Origin of the sequence: Heyndrickxia acidiproducens DSM 23148, assembly GCF_000374345.1 — a bacterium.
GTDB classification, from domain to species: Bacteria; Bacillota; Bacilli; order Bacillales; family Bacillaceae_C; genus Weizmannia; species Weizmannia acidiproducens.
The window spans coordinates 26,190-41,936 of the sequence record NZ_KB893979.1 but is presented as its reverse complement, the minus strand read 5'-3'; the positions used below and the strand labels follow the sequence as shown (position 1 = coordinate 41,936).

Sequence of the window (15,747 nt, the reverse complement as noted above, 5' to 3'; positions counted from 1 at the left end):
TACAGCGCGAAAAAAGCGGCGGGCATGGACTTTTCAGATGCACACCGCTTTTTCAATTAAAATTCCAATATCCGCTCTGCAGTTAAAGAAAGATAGAAAGAATATTATTGCCCGCTGTATACTTTAATATAGTCAAGCAAGTTTTGCTGTGCTTCCATTAAATCCTGTTTATTGCCGTTTTTTTGGTATGACAGAAGAGATTCATAACCGGCTGTTTCATATTTTTTCAGCTTTTGCAATGTTGGCTGTTTTACGTTATCCAGCGCGCTGATTTTTTGAAAGAGGGGCTTCATGCCTTCCAGATCTTTGGAAGGCAGCTCGCCGTTTTGCATGGCGCCTGCTGCAGCATGTAAAAGCTTTTGAAAAAACGGTTCCGTTTGTTTCACAAAGTTTTGGTCATGACTTGTCACAGTTTGAATTTTTTTGCTGGCAAAGCTGATTTCTTTTGCATAGGCCTCGACATTTTCAGCGGAAAAATAATTTTCCATTTTTTTTGCCAACTCGATACTTCCGGCAGTCCCCATAAAAATAAACCGGCTGCCATTCATGGAAAGCTGCATGGCGGGAAGATCTTTGGCTGCCAGGTCTTTCTGTGCCGCATCAGCTGCCTCCTTGCTGCTGAAGACGCCCGCCTGGATAATGCCGACACTCAGCTTTGGCAGCTGTGCCTGGGCTGCCTTTCCTGCCCCGCTTTGCAGGGAGATGCCGGCAGCCGGTGAAGCGGATTTTGCGGTTTGTCCTTCCTGGTATTGCGTGATTTTCAAAATAATCAACCCCAATACAGCCCCGACCACAACCGCAGCAGCCACAGAAAAAAAGATGGCCGGCACCGATTTGGAAGATTTCAGTTTTTTTAACACTTTTTTCTTCTTGGGCTCGGGTGTGTAGTTGATGATTTGGAATTCCTTTACCTCTTCCGCATCGAGCTCCGGCAGCACCCAGTCAAAAGATTCATCTTCCTTTTTTCCATCAGCTGCAGCCGCAGCTTCATGCTCGGCATTTTTCCAATCGCAGACTTCTACTTCTCGGTTTCCGCCGCCAGCTTTACCATTAATTTTCACGATCACTTTTGCAGGTTTGTTCGCTTTGTCCAATTTTTTCACCTCTCGCCCCCGATTTGCTTTATGCTAACATAATTTGCAAAAAAAAGAACAAGACTTTTGTCGCCTTGTTGGAAAAGGAATTCGCTGTTTTCCGGCATTTTCCGCCAATAAGCGGAGGCTTTTTTGCAGCCGCAGAAAGAGTCTGTTTTTCTATCAGCGCAGCCCGGAAAACTGCATATAAATGCCAATCAGGGTATGCCCGAAAAAATAGGCAATCAAGGAACCTGCTGCAATAAAAGGCCCAAAAGGAATCGGGCTGCGCTTTTTAAACCTGCCGGCAGCCAGCACGCCAATCCCGTAGAGCGCACCGAACAGGCACGCCAGGAAAAAAGACAAAAAAGTCCGTTCCACCCCTAAGGCCAAACCGATCACAAAGTACAGTTTAATATCGCCGCCACCCATCCCGCCTTTTGTTACGGCCGCAATCAAATAAAGCAGGCCGAATCCAAGTATGGCTCCGGCCCAGGCCGACCACCATGGCATTGCCGGGTAAAACAGCCGGACCGCTGCGATGGCAATTGCAAAAGGAAGCAGCACTCTATCAGGAATCAGCATATACGCCAAATCGGATATGGTAATAATCACGAGCAATGAAATGAATAAGCAGGCAAGCAAAAGCTCCATGCTCCAGCCGAACCGGTAAAACGCATAAGCAAACAGGAGGCCTGTAATCGCCTCAAAAACCGGATAAATTACAGAAATCGGGGCCTTGCAGCCGCGGCATCTTCCTTTTAAAAACAGAAAAGAAAACACCGGAATATTTTCATACCAGCTTAATGGATGGCCGCATTTCGGGCAGTGCGAACCGGGATAAGCAATTGATTCGTGCTTGGGCACACGCAGGCCGACCACATTGTAAAACGAACCGAACACAAGGCCCATCGCTGCAAAATAAATGATCCATACCGTACTCATACGCATCCCTCCCATTCATCAGCTTGTTTATACTATATGACCGGTTTTCCCGTCGATTCCATTCACTTATTGCAAGGCATCAGCCGCTCGGGTGTGTTGGCCGGAAACCGGATCACGCTTATGGCTTGGCGACGGCACCATAATCTCCGGCAAATAATCGGCATAATGGCTTAATTGCGGATCATAAAAGGTGGAAACCGTCACAGTATATTTCAAACTTGCATCAGACGCCGTGCTGCTGCTTGAAGCGGCGCCTGTATCTTCAGACTGATTAAAATCAATCGACTCAATCGCCGTAATCCGTGAAAGGTTTTCAATCGTTTTTAAAAAAGTGGTCATGCTTTTATAGTCCGGTGACGCTACTGTTAACGTGTAGGTCAGTTTTTTTATGCCGGACGGCAACGCGGCAGCTGCTGTTTCTGATGATGCGGGCTGCTTATTTTGCGTGCCTTGAGATTGGCCGGCAGACGATGAACCGCTATCCGAATCTGCCTCCTGATTGTATTCCGTTTCGGTTATTAAACTGTCTGAAAGAGACTCTGCCATTTGAAAGTCAAGCAGAAATTGTTCTGTCAGCGGTTCTGCCGGCACTTTTTTCAACAGGTTTACAATCGTGGCCAACTGCATATCCGGATTCTCCTGCTCACGGGACTGCAAAGACGAGAGCACCTGCTGTTCCGACTTTAAAGTAGACTTTTTCGTTGCCGTTTCGGTTTTTACCGGCGCCAGCACATACCAGTACAGGGCAGCCGCACCGGCAATGCAGACGAGCAGCAGGGAAATCATAAGGATCATCTGTTTTTGATTCAATCGGAGGTTCAATTATTTTTCTCCTCCTTTTCCGCCGCGTTGAGCGCATCTTTATTCAGCTGCATCGTATAGCTGGCTAAATAAACCGGCAGTATATGGCTTGAGCCTGCAGAAACGGCGGCATCTGTATTTGATGACGAAGCTGTACTTGCGTTTGCATCGGAGCTGATGCCGGATGAGGTTTCTGAATTTTTCGGGCCATCCGGGTTTGCTCTGGTATTTGAAGCGGATTGTGCAGCCGTTTTCGTTTCCGAAGCTGCTTTTGTATTTGCAGCTGGCGTCCCGGAATTTGAAGCCGCTCCGCTTTGCATTTCTTCCGTTTGGATGCTGGTGAGGACAGCATCGCTGAAGTATTTGCTGTCATTTAAACGTTTCAGATAATATGCAGCCTCATCATTTGAATCGAATTGGATGGTGGCTTCTGCGCTGGTTTCCGAGCAGGAAAATTGCCGGATGTAGCCGTATTTGGGAAGTAATGTTGTGAGCTGTTCCAGAATTGGCACCGCTTTTACCGGATAGTCGTTTGCCCAGTTCACGGCTGCCTCGAGTTTTTGCAAATCCTGCGCGTTCGTATTGCTCTTTTGTTTTGCCTGTTCTATTGCCTGCGCGGATTCAACCTGCCTGATCTTTTGGCTGGTGCTGTCCAGTTCCTGCTTTGCGGCATGGAGCGCGAAATAGAAGACAATCAGAAAAATAATGACAGCAACGATTAAAATACCTCCCCAAAAGAGAAGCGCAATATTTTTCAGCTCTTTTTTCGGCAGCAGATTAATGTCAACCAGCATCTAGTTCACCTCTTTCAGCGCCAGCCCCAAAACAGGTGCATAGCGTGCGGAAAATCCTGCGCCTGCAGACGTTGAAACCATTTCCGTCCGGAGCGTTTCAACCGGCAGGCCGATTTGTTCCGTTAAATCGTGTTCCATTTTAGACAAATACGGATAATCGCCATTCAGTAAAATTTTAGTGATTTTGGCCTTGCCCTGCCGTATCGAAAACTGGTAATAATTGACGATCCTGTCCAGTTCTTTCATGAGATTCACGATTTCGTACCGCAGGGTTGGATCTTTTTCCGGCCAGCGGTACTTTTTCTCCCCGAAAGCATCGGTACTGGATTCCCATTTAGAAACCGGCAAATCAATCTCTATCTCTCTCGTAAGAAACGGGTAGTGCTGATGAAAAACCGCAGCATTCACCGCCGTTAAATCAAACTGCAGCAGCAGGATATGGTCCGCCGGGTTAATAGCATTCAAATGATAAAAAGCGCGGTAAACACATAAAGGGGAGAGATCGGCAGCAACCGGATTGAGATGGAACCCGTTAAAAAAATCCACATACTCGCGGACGATCACTTCGGGCGCAGCAAATAAGAGAATTTGCTTTTCATTACCGGTTTGGGACAGGAATGTGTAGTCAAATACCGGATCTTCAAATGGCAGATGGATCGTGGAGCCAAGTTCGATGTAAATATATCCTTCGATTTCATCAACAGCGACTTCTTTAGGAATCGCCACCTTGCGCACAATCACATAATGATCAGGGATGGTGAAACGGATCGGGTGCTTTCCCCGTTTCACCCCCCAATCATCGAGGCATTCTTCCATAATCATCGCAAGTGTCTCTGCATCGGCAATCTTTCCGTCACGGATAAGCCCTTCCGGAAGATCATGTTCCCCAAACTTCTGGATTACAGGCGGATTGGCCTGTCTCAGTTCAAGATAGCGGACGACATGATCTTTGATGATGATATTACCGATTTTTTTGGTAGATGGTAGAAATGAGAATGCCATTGGGAATGCTCCTTAACTGAAATCTAGCAAATTAGTATGTAAGGCCTGGCCCAGTTGGGGGCAGACCTTACATTCGGAGAACAAACGTTAATTCAATAAACTTACATCTGCTCATAAGAATATGGATACCGATAAAATGATAAAAGCGTAGTAATTTTTACTTTCCGGCATCGGCTGGCGTAATTCTTGTATCTCCTTTACCGGCATTACTAATTGCTTTCAAACTAGCATTTTTAAATGTAACTGTTTCGTCACCTTTAGACCCATATTTACCTTTTCCAGTAATTGTATAAGTATATTTATTATTGTTGTTCGTTACAGTTACAGAATAAGAAGTTAACTTACCGGCTTCATCATCTAGATAAGGTTCCAATTGAGCTTTTTTCAAAGTAATTGTGTTACTTTCACCAAATTCAAGGGAACTACCAGCAACATACAATTTTGCCCCATTCAGTACTTGTATAGCATCCGCTTTAACAGCATCAATACGCGAATGTTTAATGACATTCCCAATTGCCGGAACCGCAATTGCTGCAATAATCGCCAAAATGACAATCACTGCCAGCAATTCAATTAATGTAAAACCTTTTTGACTTTTTAATAACTTGTGTTTCTTTTCCAACATGTTCCCCTCCATTTGTCCTAGATCATTTTACCTATATTATTATACATGATTTTTCCATTTTTTTGTTCACTTTATTGAACATTATTATAAATTTCAAACATGGGGATCATGATCGACGCGATGATGGTTCCGACCAGCCCCGCGAGGATGATGATCATAAACGGCTCAACCAGTGCTTTTAACTGGTCGGTTGCCGCTTCCACCTCGGCTTCGTAAAAATCTGCGACTTTTGAAAGCATCCCGTCAAGCGCGCCGGTTTCTTCACCGATCGCAATCATCTGTGTCACAAGCGGCGGAAATACCCAGTGGCGCCGCATCGGATCAGTCATTGACTGCCCTTTTTCTAACGCATCTCTTGATTCACGGATCACTTTTGAAATGACTTCGTTTTCAACAATCTTCGCGACGATCGATAATGCCTGCAAAATCGGCACTGAACTGGAAAAAAGGGAACTTAACGTCCGCGTCATGCGGGCGATTAACGATTTTTGAACGAGCTTGCCGAATACGGGAATTTTTAATAGCGCATAATCCAAATAATACTTGGCCGCCTGATTTTTCCGCATGATCACGAGCAGCAGATACAGACCGGTGGCCAGCAAAAGGATCAGCCACCAGTACTGCTGCATAAAGCCGCTCGCCGCCAGCACAAAACGCGTGACTGCAGGAAGCTGTGCATTATAATCTTTTAACATGGAAACAAAAGTGGGCACTACTTTAATCAGCATAAAAATCACAACCGCAATCGACATCACTCCGACAAACGCGGGATATGTCAGCGCTGATTTAACTTTCTGCCGGGTGCGGTGCTGCTTCTCGTAATAAGTGGCAAGGCGTTCCAATGTGTCATCCAGACTGCCGCTTGCTTCACCGGCATAGACCATATTGATAAACATCGTTGTAAACACTTTTTTATGCTTCGCGGCCGCCTGCGACAACGCGATTCCGCCGCGCAGGTCCTCTTCGACTTCCAAAAGCGTTTTTCTGAGTGTTTTGCTGCTCGTTTGGCTGGCCAGAATGCTTGTCGAATCGACAACCGTGACACCGGCTTTCAGGAGCGTCGAGAACTGGCGCAGAAAAATCACAAAATCCTGGAGCTTGACATGATTGCCAAGGCTGATTTCCATCGTCATCAGCGTTTCGGGGAGCTCATCCGCCTGCAAAACGCGGATGCCCTGTTCGTGCAATTTTAAAATTGCATCCCGTTTGGAGTCTGCGGTGATGGTGCCGTTTTTTCTGCCGGTTTTATTTCTTCCCTGGTATTTAAATCGTGGCATTTTGAACAATCTCCAGTAAATAAGGTTCTGCCGCTTCTTTTGAAATCGCACCGCTGTGCAGCAAATCCTTCACATCGGTTTCCAGCGTATGCATGCCGAGGGCGCGGCTTGTCTGCAAAACGTTCACAATCTGATGGATTTTTTCATTGCGGATCAGATTTGCAACCGCCGGATTATTCACCAAAATTTCTGTTGCGGCCCGGCGCCCCTTTTGATCTGGTGTCGGGAAAAGCCGCTGCGAAATGATACTGACCAAAACAGATGCCAGCTGAATACGGATTTGCGGCTGCTGGGACGGCGGAAATACATCAATGATCCGGTCGATGGTGGACGGCGCGCTTGACGTATGCAGCGTCCCGAGCACGAGATGGCCGGTTTCCGCGGCTGTAATTGCCGTGTGAATCGTTTCCAAATCACGCATCTCACCGACTAAAATCACATCCGGATCCTGGCGCAGCGCCGCACGCAGCCCGTTTGCAAAATTCTGCGTGTCAAACCCCACTTCACGCTGGTCAATGATACAATTTTGGTGTTTATGTAAATATTCAATCGGGTCTTCGAGTGTAATGATATGCTTATGCATTGTTTTGTTCATATGGTCGATCATGGCAGCGAGTGTGGTAGACTTGCCGCTGCCGGTCGGGCCAGTTACAAGAATGAGGCCCTGCGGTTTTTCCGTAAAAGTGTACAAAACCGGCGGCAGATGCAGTTCCTCAACCGTGGGAATTCTTGTTGGCACGACGCGGATCGCCAGTGAAATACAATTGCGCTGGCGGTAGGCATTAATCCGGAAACGTGACACGCCCGGAATGCCGTATGAAAAATCAATCTCCCCCCGTTCCAAAAATGCAGGCCACATCGTTTCCGAAATGATCGCTTTTGCCATGCCTGCTGTCAATTGCGGTGTCATCGGCTCTTTTCCATATCGCTTCAATTGCCCGTTCAAGCGCATAATCGGCGGCACACCGACGGTCAAATGAAGATCCGAGGCTTTTAGTTCAAAAGCCGCGCGCAGCAGATATTCGATTTTTTCTTTCATTCTATTCACCTACTCCGCCAGGGCCACGCGCAAAATTTCTTCTGTCGTCGTAAAGCCCTGTTTCACTTTTAATAATCCGTCATCCAGCAGGAAAATCGTTTTATGATGGACGGCATACTCCCTGAGTTTCGAAAGCGGCTCCCCATTCATAATACCGCGCCGGATATGATCATTAATCACCAGCAGTTCCTGGATCGCCATTCTGCCTTTATAACCGGTCATATTGCAGTTGCCGCAGCCGCGCCCGCGCATAATTTTTTCAACTTTCATGCCGCGCCTTGCAAAAATTTCGGCCTCCCGTTTGGTCGGTTCCTGTTCTTCTGCGCAGTCGCGGCACACCTTGCGCACGAGCCGCTGGGAAACGACCCCGCTTAATGATGCTGCAACAAGGAAGGGCTCGACCCCCATATCTATTAATCTCGTAATGGTGCCGAGTGCATCATTCGTGTGCAGCGTGCTCAAGACAAGATGGCCGGTCAGCGAGGCGCGGACGGCAATTTCAGCAGTCTCTTTGTCGCGGATTTCCCCGACCATAATAATATTCGGATCCTGCCGCAATATTGCCCGCAACCCCTTGCCAAATGTCATCCCGACTGAATTATTAACCTGGATCTGGTTGATGCCTTCAAGCTGGTATTCAACCGGATCTTCAATGGTAATGATGTTCACTTGTTCGCTGTTCAGATGGTTCAAAGCCGCATATAATGTGGATGATTTCCCTGAACCGGTCGGCCCTGTAATCAGGACAATCCCGTTCGGACGCTGGATCAACTGTGAAAAACGCTGTAAATTCAATTTGTTAAAATCAAGCTGGCGGATATCGTTGATTGCACTTGTCAGATCAAGAATCCGCAACACGATTTTTTCCCCGTAAATCGTTGGCAGCGTGGAAACCCTGATATCGACCGGATGAAAATCCAGGTCAATCTTGATCCGCCCGTCAAGCGGTATGCGGTGCTCTGTTATATCGAGATTCGCCATGATTTTGATGCGTGCCGTCAGTACATTTTGCATATGCTTGGGCAGCACCCGTTCTGTCCGCAAAATCCCATCAACGCGGTAGCGGACAATAAAACTTGTTTCCTGCGGGTCGAGATGGATATCGCTCGCCCGTTGTTGGACAGCAGTTTGCAGGATCTGGTTCACAAGCTGCACGACCGGGGAATCATCATCGCCTGCCGGAACAGCTGCCGTTTCTTCGTTTTCAACAATGTCATTTAAAATGTCTTTAACACCGTCATTCAGGTCGTAGTACTTACTGATTGCGCGCAAAATATCATCTTTTGACGCAATGGCCGGTTCAATCCGGAAGCCGGTCGACAGCCTCAGATCATCAATTGCATTAAAATCCATCGGGTCCGCCATTGCAACAAATAATTGGTCTCCGTCTTTTTTCAGCGGAATCAGCAGGTTTCTTTTTGCCATTTCTTTCGGTACAAGGTTCATGATGTTCTGGTCAAAAGGATAGCGATACAGACTGATATGCGGAATGCCCAACTGGAATTCAAGCGCTTCGATCAGCTGCTGCTCGGTGATGTAACCGTGCTTTAGAAGTACATCACCCAGCTTCTGGCCTGCCTCTTTTTCCTTCAGGGCCTGCTGTAATTGTTCTTCTGTAATCAAGCCTGACTCAATCAATAGATCCCCGAGCCGTTTCCGTACTTGTTTCATTTTGATTCCCCGCTTTTTGCTTCATGTTAGATGTGCCAGTTTCAATCACTTTCATTCCCGTAGCCCGCCACTGCAGATCAGCTCTCGTTGTTAGTGCTGCCTGAATTTGCCGTCCTGCTGTTATCATTTGAATCCTTGCTGTTTGAAGGCGCATTTTTGCCGGCTGAACTGCCGGGCTGTGCAGCACCGGTTTGCCCATCAGCTGTAGATTCGTTCGATTCTGTTGAACGGTTTTGATCTGTTGATGATGCGTTTCCGGAAGTTTTTGAATCACCGGACGCGTTTGCATCTGTTTCATCCTCCGCACCCGAATTGTCCTCTTCCGGGTAACCTTTTGCAATAATTTCAGATACAGCCGGATAAAAATCTTCTGATACAGGAACGGATTTCAGCAGGCTGTTGTGCCGGCTGTATACATTCCGGTAGATTTTCACATAGTGCCCGGTTTTTCCGTACTGCAGCACAACGGACTGTTTTGCCGTTAATGTGCTGGTGTAGTGGACAGCTGTTTTCGGTTCAATGGTCTGGGCATTTTTAGAGATGATTTTATATTTTTCCGCAAAAGGCCGGCCGGTTACAGAAACAGTTAATGCTCCGTTTTTATAGGCAAACTGCAAGGTATAGGCCGAGTGGTTCGGGTTGATAAAAGCAAAATCCAGTTTATCCTGCACAACCCGTGCTTCCTTTCCAGGTGTGGCATAGCCTGGCAGTTCGCTACTTGTATACCTTTCAATGCATTCAAAGTTTGTCGGCAGCACCGCTTCGTAAATGGCGCTGGCAACGATACTAAGCGCTGTATTGGAAAAATAGGAGCCGGTTTCCCCTGCAGTTTTTAATAAAGAAAACGAAGACGCTGCAGGGATATTCAGTTTTGGAAATTCTTTCACCCAGGTTTCCAATTCATACCGGTCTGCTGCAGGAATACTAGTTAACGTTGCTTTGGAGACAACTTTTTCCGTTTGGTCCGACAGCGTGTAAGCTGACAGATCAAAACTGGTTTTTCCAGTTTCCAGGCGGGCAGCCGCTTTGCAGATATCCGCATTTAAACGATCAATATTCCAGTCTTCAAGGCTGATTGCCGGGAAAGCTTTCGAAAGCACATTCATTAGCACGCGGTTGTTCAATGTTACAAAAAGCGGTGTTGAACCGCCATCCCGTATGTGTTTCAGGGTTTCCTTTATATCAAACTGTAAGCGATCGGCCGGAAGCTTTGCAGAATGGTTCAAATAGGTAATCATAATGGGATGGGACGATTTCCAGTTTTGCACAGCATTTTCCAGTTTTTGCCCGGCCTTGTCTTTTTCCATTCCGGACAGGCTGACTCCTCCGGCAGATGTGCCATTAGAAAGTTGGGCCGCATGCCCGAAACCTTTTTCCAATGCAAGAACCCCGAAATGTGAGAAACCTAATATAAAAGCTGTACTCGTAAACAGGACTATAAACACTTTTACAAAGCGGTTGTTTCCCACACTTCACCCCTGCCTTTCCTTATCTTTTGCACAGTTTTTTCCTGCGGGTTCTTTTACAGAATGGGTGTCCGGCAAAGATGTATCCGGATTTTCCAATGCCATGATCCAGTCTTCAATCGGTATCGTTTCCTGATCCGCTTCTTTTTCTGCCTGCCCGGCGTGCATATCATCATCAACGAATGACAGCCGGTCCTCCAGAAAGCTGATTTCGTCTTTATCCGCCTGGGAAAATGAGAAATCGTCCGAATCGGTTTCCTTTCCTTCAGCTTTTCTTTTTTCCGTATTGGCTGCAGAAGCAGGTTCTTTAATTTCTTCCCAGTCCGGCACCGGTTCGGCTTTTTCTTTAAAAGCCGCCACTGGAGTTTGTCCTTCTGATCCGCCAGCTTGCGAGACCGTCTTCCCCGCGCCCGCATTCAAATTTTCAAAAACTTCAGGTTCTGTCATAGCCGGTTTCGCTGGAGGCTGCGCAAGTAATGTTTCCTGCCCGTTCATACCCGGCAATACATTCGGGGTATGATCTGTCTCTGCAAACAAAAACGGGATTCTTTTCTCCAGCAGATAGGAGCAGCAAAGCACCAAAAGAAAAGTAATCAGGCTGCTTTCCCATAGAGGCAGCACGCTGTTCGCCACCAAGCTGAAAAGCGCAAGCAAAAAAGAAGTTGAAACCAGTAAAATAATCCCTTTTTTGGTAAAGCAGAAAGGAAAAACAAACAGGATAACCAAAACAATTAAAAAAGCAATCACGGAAACACCTAATGTAAGCAGATCCATTTTCTCAACTCTTTCTATTGTTTCAGAACGTATTCTAGTAAAAAAGCACTAAAATCGTCGAAATATGGCTAAGACTATTGTAGTATAAATCTCCCTGCTTGGGAAGATTGTTCCATTTGTTTTTGGAAATTTCAGTGGCTATCCACATAAGAGGTGTCTATTTCCGTTAAGGACACTTTGTTGACTGTCGGGATGCCCTTTGGCGGGTTTAGAACAAGGTTTTTTTTAAAATAAATAGACAGTCTGGATTTGTTCGCATCAATAGAATCCTGATTATCCTGGAAATCCAAATAATGGATTAACAGCCACCATCTTTCGTAAGTTGTCCCTTTCGTAGCACTTAATTTTATTGGATTTCCATAAATTCCGCCATTTATTCTGATATTTGAACCAACCCCGTAAATAAATAGCTCGCTATTCGAATAAAAGTAGGCGTTCATAACTTTAGGATCGTCTTCAAATTCGTTATTATTAGAGATTGTTATATTTCCATCACAGAGTAAAATGAGTGTACCATCATGATTGGAAAAGTTTTGGGCCGTAATGCTGCTGCGTGCATAAATACTGCCGTTCGTATTAACATCATCGGTTAATGTTGCCGAATGGTTAATATACATGACGCCATTTAAATTCAGCGCGCTTAATTCGGCATTGTTAGCAAGATAAATATATTTACTGGAATTTAAGAGTGTAACGGTTCCGCTTAACGTTGCTTCTCCACCTACGTAAATGTTTCCGGAAACAGTCAGTGAGCCATAACAGCTCAGACTCCCGCTTATATACAAGTCTCCTTCAACAGTTACCTTGGCATTGCGCTTTATGGTTAATGAGTCAAGGAAGACACTCCCCGGGTACGTATAAGTCCCCGAAATTGATTGTTTTTGGTTTACAAAATGATCCCTTGGCCATGACAGGGTATGATCATCAATTGTTTTGCCAACATCAATTGTATCAATGATCAATTGCCTGGTTTTAACAGTCGGAACAACAGAGAAATGTTTTGCTATTTCTCCAACTGTAAATGCCCTGCATTCTGATAGCGAAGTATCAAAGCTGTAATATTTTCCTCTTGTCGTCAAATTCCCGTTAATCGCAGGAAAGGAAGTTTTCTTTGTCTCGGGTAAACCAAACACATATGTTGCATAATTACTGGAGTACAAATCTCCTCCAACATTTACATCCCCTTCTATGTATGGCGCTCCGTATAAAATAAGATTACCCGGGGTTACAACTGTGTACTGAAATACATCCGATATCGTCGACAAGGTCATTACTTTTTTCAGCGTTTTCCGCGCGTTTCCAACAGGCACTTCAATTACAACCTTCACTGTTATTGAACCGTTGGGATTGGTCCCGTCAGCATTTGTACCATCTTGTAATGTTTTATAAGTAAGGGTACAATCCGATTGTTTTTCTGAAGCAATGCTGTTGAGGTCATTATGAAGATTTGTGAGCAGCTCGCTTGATGTCATGGAACTGCTGCTGATCCGGGTGTTAATCGTTTCCAGATCATTTTCGATCATGGCCGTTACCTCATCTACCACTCTTTCCGCTTTCAATTTATCCTGCGTATCGGTTTCCGCTGATTTGGCGGCTTTAAAAGAGGAATAGGATGCCGTCATCAGGCTGACCGAAATAACGGAAACAACAGCAAGGATCAATAGTACGGTGACAAGCGTATAACCTTTTTCATCCTTCAACCATTTCATAAGCTAATCCCCCTCATCCGGTGATCGGCCGGATAATTGGTAAGAAACAAACAGTTTTTTGATCTGATCGTGTTTTTTATCTTTTATGACAAAATGGCATTGCAGAATGTCTTTGTCCAGTTTAAAAGCCGTATGGTCCAATGAAACATGATCGCTGTTGATGATCATACCATCAATGCTCAAGTTGCCATTTGTCGTCGTGATTGGGATACTTGTTTTTTTTGTTGTGTAAGATCGGCCGCCATTTTGTTCGACCATTTTATGATCAATTGCTATGAAACTTGTAAAAGTGCCATTAGCATCCTCATCACCGGAAACTTCCACCTGGTCAACATTTTCCATCGCCCTGTTCATATTTTTTAGAATCGCCGTCTGTTCGATTACCAAATTTTTTTTGCTTAAATCTGCTTCAGATTGCTTCACCAAGTTTATAAAAACGGCATAAATTCCGCCAATAATAAGGAACGAAATGAAAATGGCTGCCAGTAATTCAACTAAAGTTACCCCTCTTTCATTCTGTACCCTCATTGTTTGACATATCCTTCCACTTCATCCGTTTGCTGGTCTCTACTGCTTTTCACAGTGATTTTGACAAGCAGCAGGCGGTTGGATAATCTGCTGTCAGCCGGCTTAGAAATGGTTGCCATCGCGGTAAAATATGACACTTCTGCAGCATCCGTTCCGAGCAGACTTTTGATATCAACGGTTTCCGTTGTACCCACTTTTGCCTCAATTTCTGAGAAACTCTTTTTCTGATAAGCTCTTAAAATGCTGTTTGCCAGTTGGATGCCTGACAATTTTTCTTCCGCCATTCTCGTATGGCCAGCATGATTGGCCAAAACCGAGCCTGCAACAAGTATCACCATTCCAAGGATCGTAATCGACAATAAAACTTCAACAAGCGTAAAACCACGGCTTTTTAAGATAAGTTGTTTCATCGGAAACCTCCAATAAGCAGACAGTTGATCGTGAAATTTGCATGAATCATCCACCAAAAGGCCGTATTTCCCATGACAAAAGGCCCATCTTGTGGATAAAAAAGAGAGCTGTTCATGATACAGAACACTCTGCGTATAAGAAAGCAGAACAGCCTCTGCCTATGTAATTAAATCATTTTACGCGTAAGTATGAAACACCCATTTCCGGACTTGCGAGATAAAGTATAATGAACCCGTAATAACTAAAACCTCGTCTTCATTGATATCAGCCATTGTCTGTTTCAAAACGGCCTGCCAATTTTCGCTAAAACTCTTATGAGGATGTCCACTCCTATTATACAATGCTTTCGCCGGAATGGCTCTTGGAAAATCAAAAGTTGTAAATACAATGCTGTCCGCCACTTGGTCTAATTTTGGAATCATATGCTGCAAATCTTTATCACCCAAGGCTGAGAAGACCATGCGGATTTTTTTCCCTTGCAGATGGGTTTTCATGGTTTCAATCAGGCTGTCGATGCCTTCCGGGTTGTGGGCGCCGTCGATTATGACGCGCGGTTTTTCAATCAGCTGTTCAAAGCGTCCGATCCATTTACTGTTTTTCAAGCCTTCCCGGATTGCTTCCTGCCCGATAGGAATTTGATAACGGCTTTCCAACTGCAATGCGCCCATCACAGCTAAAGCAGCATTATAGACCTGGTGCTGTCCGTTCATTGAAATCAAGAGGTTTTCGATGTTTTGCTGTTGATTTATCAGGGTGAACATTTCGCCATTGGCAAGCGGCTGATGGTTGGCCACTGAAAAATCATCCCCAATCCGGTAAAGGGGTGCCTGTTTTACCGTTGCTTTGTTTTTTATGACGTCAACCGCTTCTTTTTGCATGGCTGTTGTGATAACGGGAATGCCCGCTTTGATAATGCCCGCTTTTTCGCAGGCAATCTCGGCAATTGTGTTCCCCAGTATCTTCATATGGTCATGCCCGATATTTGTAATCAGGCTGATAAGCGGGGTGATCACGTTTGTTGAATCAAGCCTGCCGCCGAGACCAACTTCATAAATGACAAAGTCAACCGGGTGGACATCGGCAAAATAATAAAGCGACATCGCTGTGATCACTTCGAATTCTGTCGGCGACCCGAGTTCCGTTTGCTCCAGTTCTTCTGTTAATGGACGAATACGGTTCACCAGAAGTACAAGTTCCGTATCGCCAACCGGTATACCATTGATGCTGATTCTTTCGTTAAACTGCTCAATATACGGGGAAGTAAACGTTCCAACTGTAAACCCGGCCTGCTGCAAAATATTGCGTAAATAGCAAACCGTTGACCCTTTTCCGTTTGTACCGGCAACATGAATCGTTTTCATTCTCCGCTCAGGATGGTTTAATTTCGCCATCAGCCACTGCATTCTTTCCAGCCCCGGTTTGATCCCGAATTTCAGTCGCGATTGAATCCAGTCAACGGCTGCTTCATATGTTTGTATCATGATGTCCAATCCCCCTTATATGTAAAAGCTGGGCCAAAAGCCGGCAAAGAATCCCCGCTGCCAGGCAGTCTGGCAATTTATCTATCTTATGAACGACATCTCACCTGTTTTTTCTCTTCAAGATGGCGTTCATTGCCCTTATGAACGCCTT

15 protein-coding genes are annotated in these 15,747 nt (G+C 45.4%); all 15 read right to left on the bottom strand.

The features are described from left to right. Positions 1 to 104: 104 nt before the first annotated feature. The 15 genes from C232_RS0102630 to C232_RS0102560 all read right to left on the bottom strand — a co-directional run bounded on the left by C232_RS0102630 (position 105) and on the right by C232_RS0102560 (position 15,596). The gene (locus tag C232_RS0102630; protein ID WP_018660978.1) at positions 105 to 1,103 is read right to left on the bottom strand and encodes a hypothetical protein; all 999 of its coding nucleotides are present in this window, start codon (positions 1,101 to 1,103) and stop codon (positions 105 to 107) included. Positions 1,104 to 1,256: 153 nt separating this feature from the next. Next, entirely contained in the window at positions 1,257 to 2,018 is a 762-nt protein-coding gene (locus tag C232_RS0102625) for a prepilin peptidase (RefSeq protein WP_018660976.1), read from the bottom strand. A gap of 66 nt (positions 2,019 to 2,084) precedes the next feature. Continuing rightward, positions 2,085 to 2,840 carry a hypothetical protein gene (locus tag C232_RS0102620; RefSeq protein ID WP_018660973.1) on the bottom strand — a complete coding sequence of 252 codons (756 nt, stop codon included), beginning with the start codon at positions 2,838 to 2,840 and terminating at the stop codon, positions 2,085 to 2,087. Further along, on the bottom strand, positions 2,837 to 3,613 hold the full coding sequence (locus C232_RS0102615; protein WP_018660971.1) for a PilN domain-containing protein: 777 nt from the start codon (positions 3,611 to 3,613) through the stop codon (positions 2,837 to 2,839). Before C232_RS0102615 ends, C232_RS0102620 begins: the two co-directional genes overlap by 4 nt. After that, complete coding sequence (pilM, locus tag C232_RS0102610; protein ID WP_018660969.1) at positions 3,614 to 4,615, bottom strand: type IV pilus biogenesis protein PilM; 1,002 nt, start codon at positions 4,613 to 4,615, stop codon at positions 3,614 to 3,616. It abuts the gene before it with no gap. 157 nt (positions 4,616 to 4,772) lie between these two features. Then, positions 4,773 to 5,240 carry a prepilin-type N-terminal cleavage/methylation domain-containing protein gene (locus C232_RS0102605; RefSeq protein WP_018660967.1) on the bottom strand — a complete coding sequence of 156 codons (468 nt, stop codon included), beginning with the start codon at positions 5,238 to 5,240 and terminating at the stop codon, positions 4,773 to 4,775. A gap of 71 nt (positions 5,241 to 5,311) precedes the next feature. Continuing rightward, entirely contained in the window at positions 5,312 to 6,517 is a 1,206-nt protein-coding gene (locus C232_RS0102600; RefSeq protein WP_018660965.1) for a type II secretion system F family protein, read from the bottom strand. Then, the gene (locus C232_RS0102595) at positions 6,504 to 7,556 is read right to left on the bottom strand and encodes a type IV pilus twitching motility protein PilT (protein WP_018660964.1); all 1,053 of its coding nucleotides are present in this window, start codon (positions 7,554 to 7,556) and stop codon (positions 6,504 to 6,506) included. The genes C232_RS0102600 and C232_RS0102595 overlap by 14 nt, the downstream gene beginning before the upstream one ends. Positions 7,557 to 7,565: 9 nt before the next feature. Continuing rightward, entirely contained in the window at positions 7,566 to 9,227 is a 1,662-nt protein-coding gene (locus tag C232_RS0102590; RefSeq protein WP_018660962.1) for a GspE/PulE family protein, read from the bottom strand. A gap of 77 nt (positions 9,228 to 9,304) precedes the next feature. Further along, positions 9,305 to 10,696, bottom strand: a complete 1,392-nt coding sequence (locus C232_RS18345) for a VanW family protein (RefSeq protein ID WP_018660960.1) — start codon at positions 10,694 to 10,696, stop codon at positions 9,305 to 9,307. Positions 10,697 to 10,699: 3 nt separating this feature from the next. Then, positions 10,700 to 11,467: a DUF2721 domain-containing protein gene (locus C232_RS0102580; protein ID WP_018660958.1), complete on the bottom strand. Its 768-nt coding sequence runs from the start codon at positions 11,465 to 11,467 to the stop codon at positions 10,700 to 10,702. A gap of 131 nt (positions 11,468 to 11,598) precedes the next feature. Next, positions 11,599 to 13,176, bottom strand: coding sequence for a type II secretion system protein (locus C232_RS0102575; RefSeq protein WP_018660955.1), 1,578 nt, complete (start codon positions 13,174 to 13,176; stop codon positions 11,599 to 11,601). A gap of 3 nt (positions 13,177 to 13,179) precedes the next feature. Continuing rightward, positions 13,180 to 13,704 carry a PulJ/GspJ family protein gene (locus C232_RS0102570; RefSeq protein WP_018660953.1) on the bottom strand — a complete coding sequence of 175 codons (525 nt, stop codon included), beginning with the start codon at positions 13,702 to 13,704 and terminating at the stop codon, positions 13,180 to 13,182. Further along, positions 13,701 to 14,114 carry a PulJ/GspJ family protein gene (locus C232_RS0102565; protein WP_018660951.1) on the bottom strand — a complete coding sequence of 138 codons (414 nt, stop codon included), beginning with the start codon at positions 14,112 to 14,114 and terminating at the stop codon, positions 13,701 to 13,703. The genes C232_RS0102570 and C232_RS0102565 overlap by 4 nt, the downstream gene beginning before the upstream one ends. Before the next feature lie 177 nt (positions 14,115 to 14,291). Beyond that, positions 14,292 to 15,596, bottom strand: a complete 1,305-nt coding sequence (locus C232_RS0102560; protein ID WP_018660950.1) for a bifunctional folylpolyglutamate synthase/dihydrofolate synthase — start codon at positions 15,594 to 15,596, stop codon at positions 14,292 to 14,294. Positions 15,597 to 15,747: the final 151 nt, after the last annotated feature.

Coding starts and splice junctions, on each gene's coding strand:
- C232_RS0102625 (WP_018660976.1), bottom strand. CDS start 2,018: ATGAGTACGGTATGGATCATTTATTTTGCAGCGATGGGCCTTGTGTTC.
- C232_RS0102615 (WP_018660971.1), bottom strand. CDS start 3,613: ATGCTGGTTGACATTAATCTGCTGCCGAAAAAAGAGCTGAAAAATATT.
- pilM (WP_018660969.1), bottom strand. CDS start 4,615: ATGGCATTCTCATTTCTACCATCTACCAAAAAAATCGGTAATATCATC.
- C232_RS0102605 (WP_018660967.1), bottom strand. CDS start 5,240: ATGTTGGAAAAGAAACACAAGTTATTAAAAAGTCAAAAAGGTTTTACA.
- C232_RS0102600 (WP_018660965.1), bottom strand. CDS start 6,517: ATGCCACGATTTAAATACCAGGGAAGAAATAAAACCGGCAGAAAAAAC.
- C232_RS0102595 (WP_018660964.1), bottom strand. CDS start 7,556: ATGAAAGAAAAAATCGAATATCTGCTGCGCGCGGCTTTTGAACTAAAA.
- C232_RS0102590 (WP_018660962.1), bottom strand. CDS start 9,227: ATGAAACAAGTACGGAAACGGCTCGGGGATCTATTGATTGAGTCAGGC.
- C232_RS0102580 (WP_018660958.1), bottom strand. CDS start 11,467: ATGGATCTGCTTACATTAGGTGTTTCCGTGATTGCTTTTTTAATTGTT.
- C232_RS0102575 (WP_018660955.1), bottom strand. CDS start 13,176: ATGAAATGGTTGAAGGATGAAAAAGGTTATACGCTTGTCACCGTACTA.
- C232_RS0102570 (WP_018660953.1), bottom strand. CDS start 13,704: ATGAGGGTACAGAATGAAAGAGGGGTAACTTTAGTTGAATTACTGGCA.
- C232_RS0102565 (WP_018660951.1), bottom strand. CDS start 14,114: ATGAAACAACTTATCTTAAAAAGCCGTGGTTTTACGCTTGTTGAAGTT.
- C232_RS0102560 (WP_018660950.1), bottom strand. CDS start 15,596: ATGATACAAACATATGAAGCAGCCGTTGACTGGATTCAATCGCGACTG.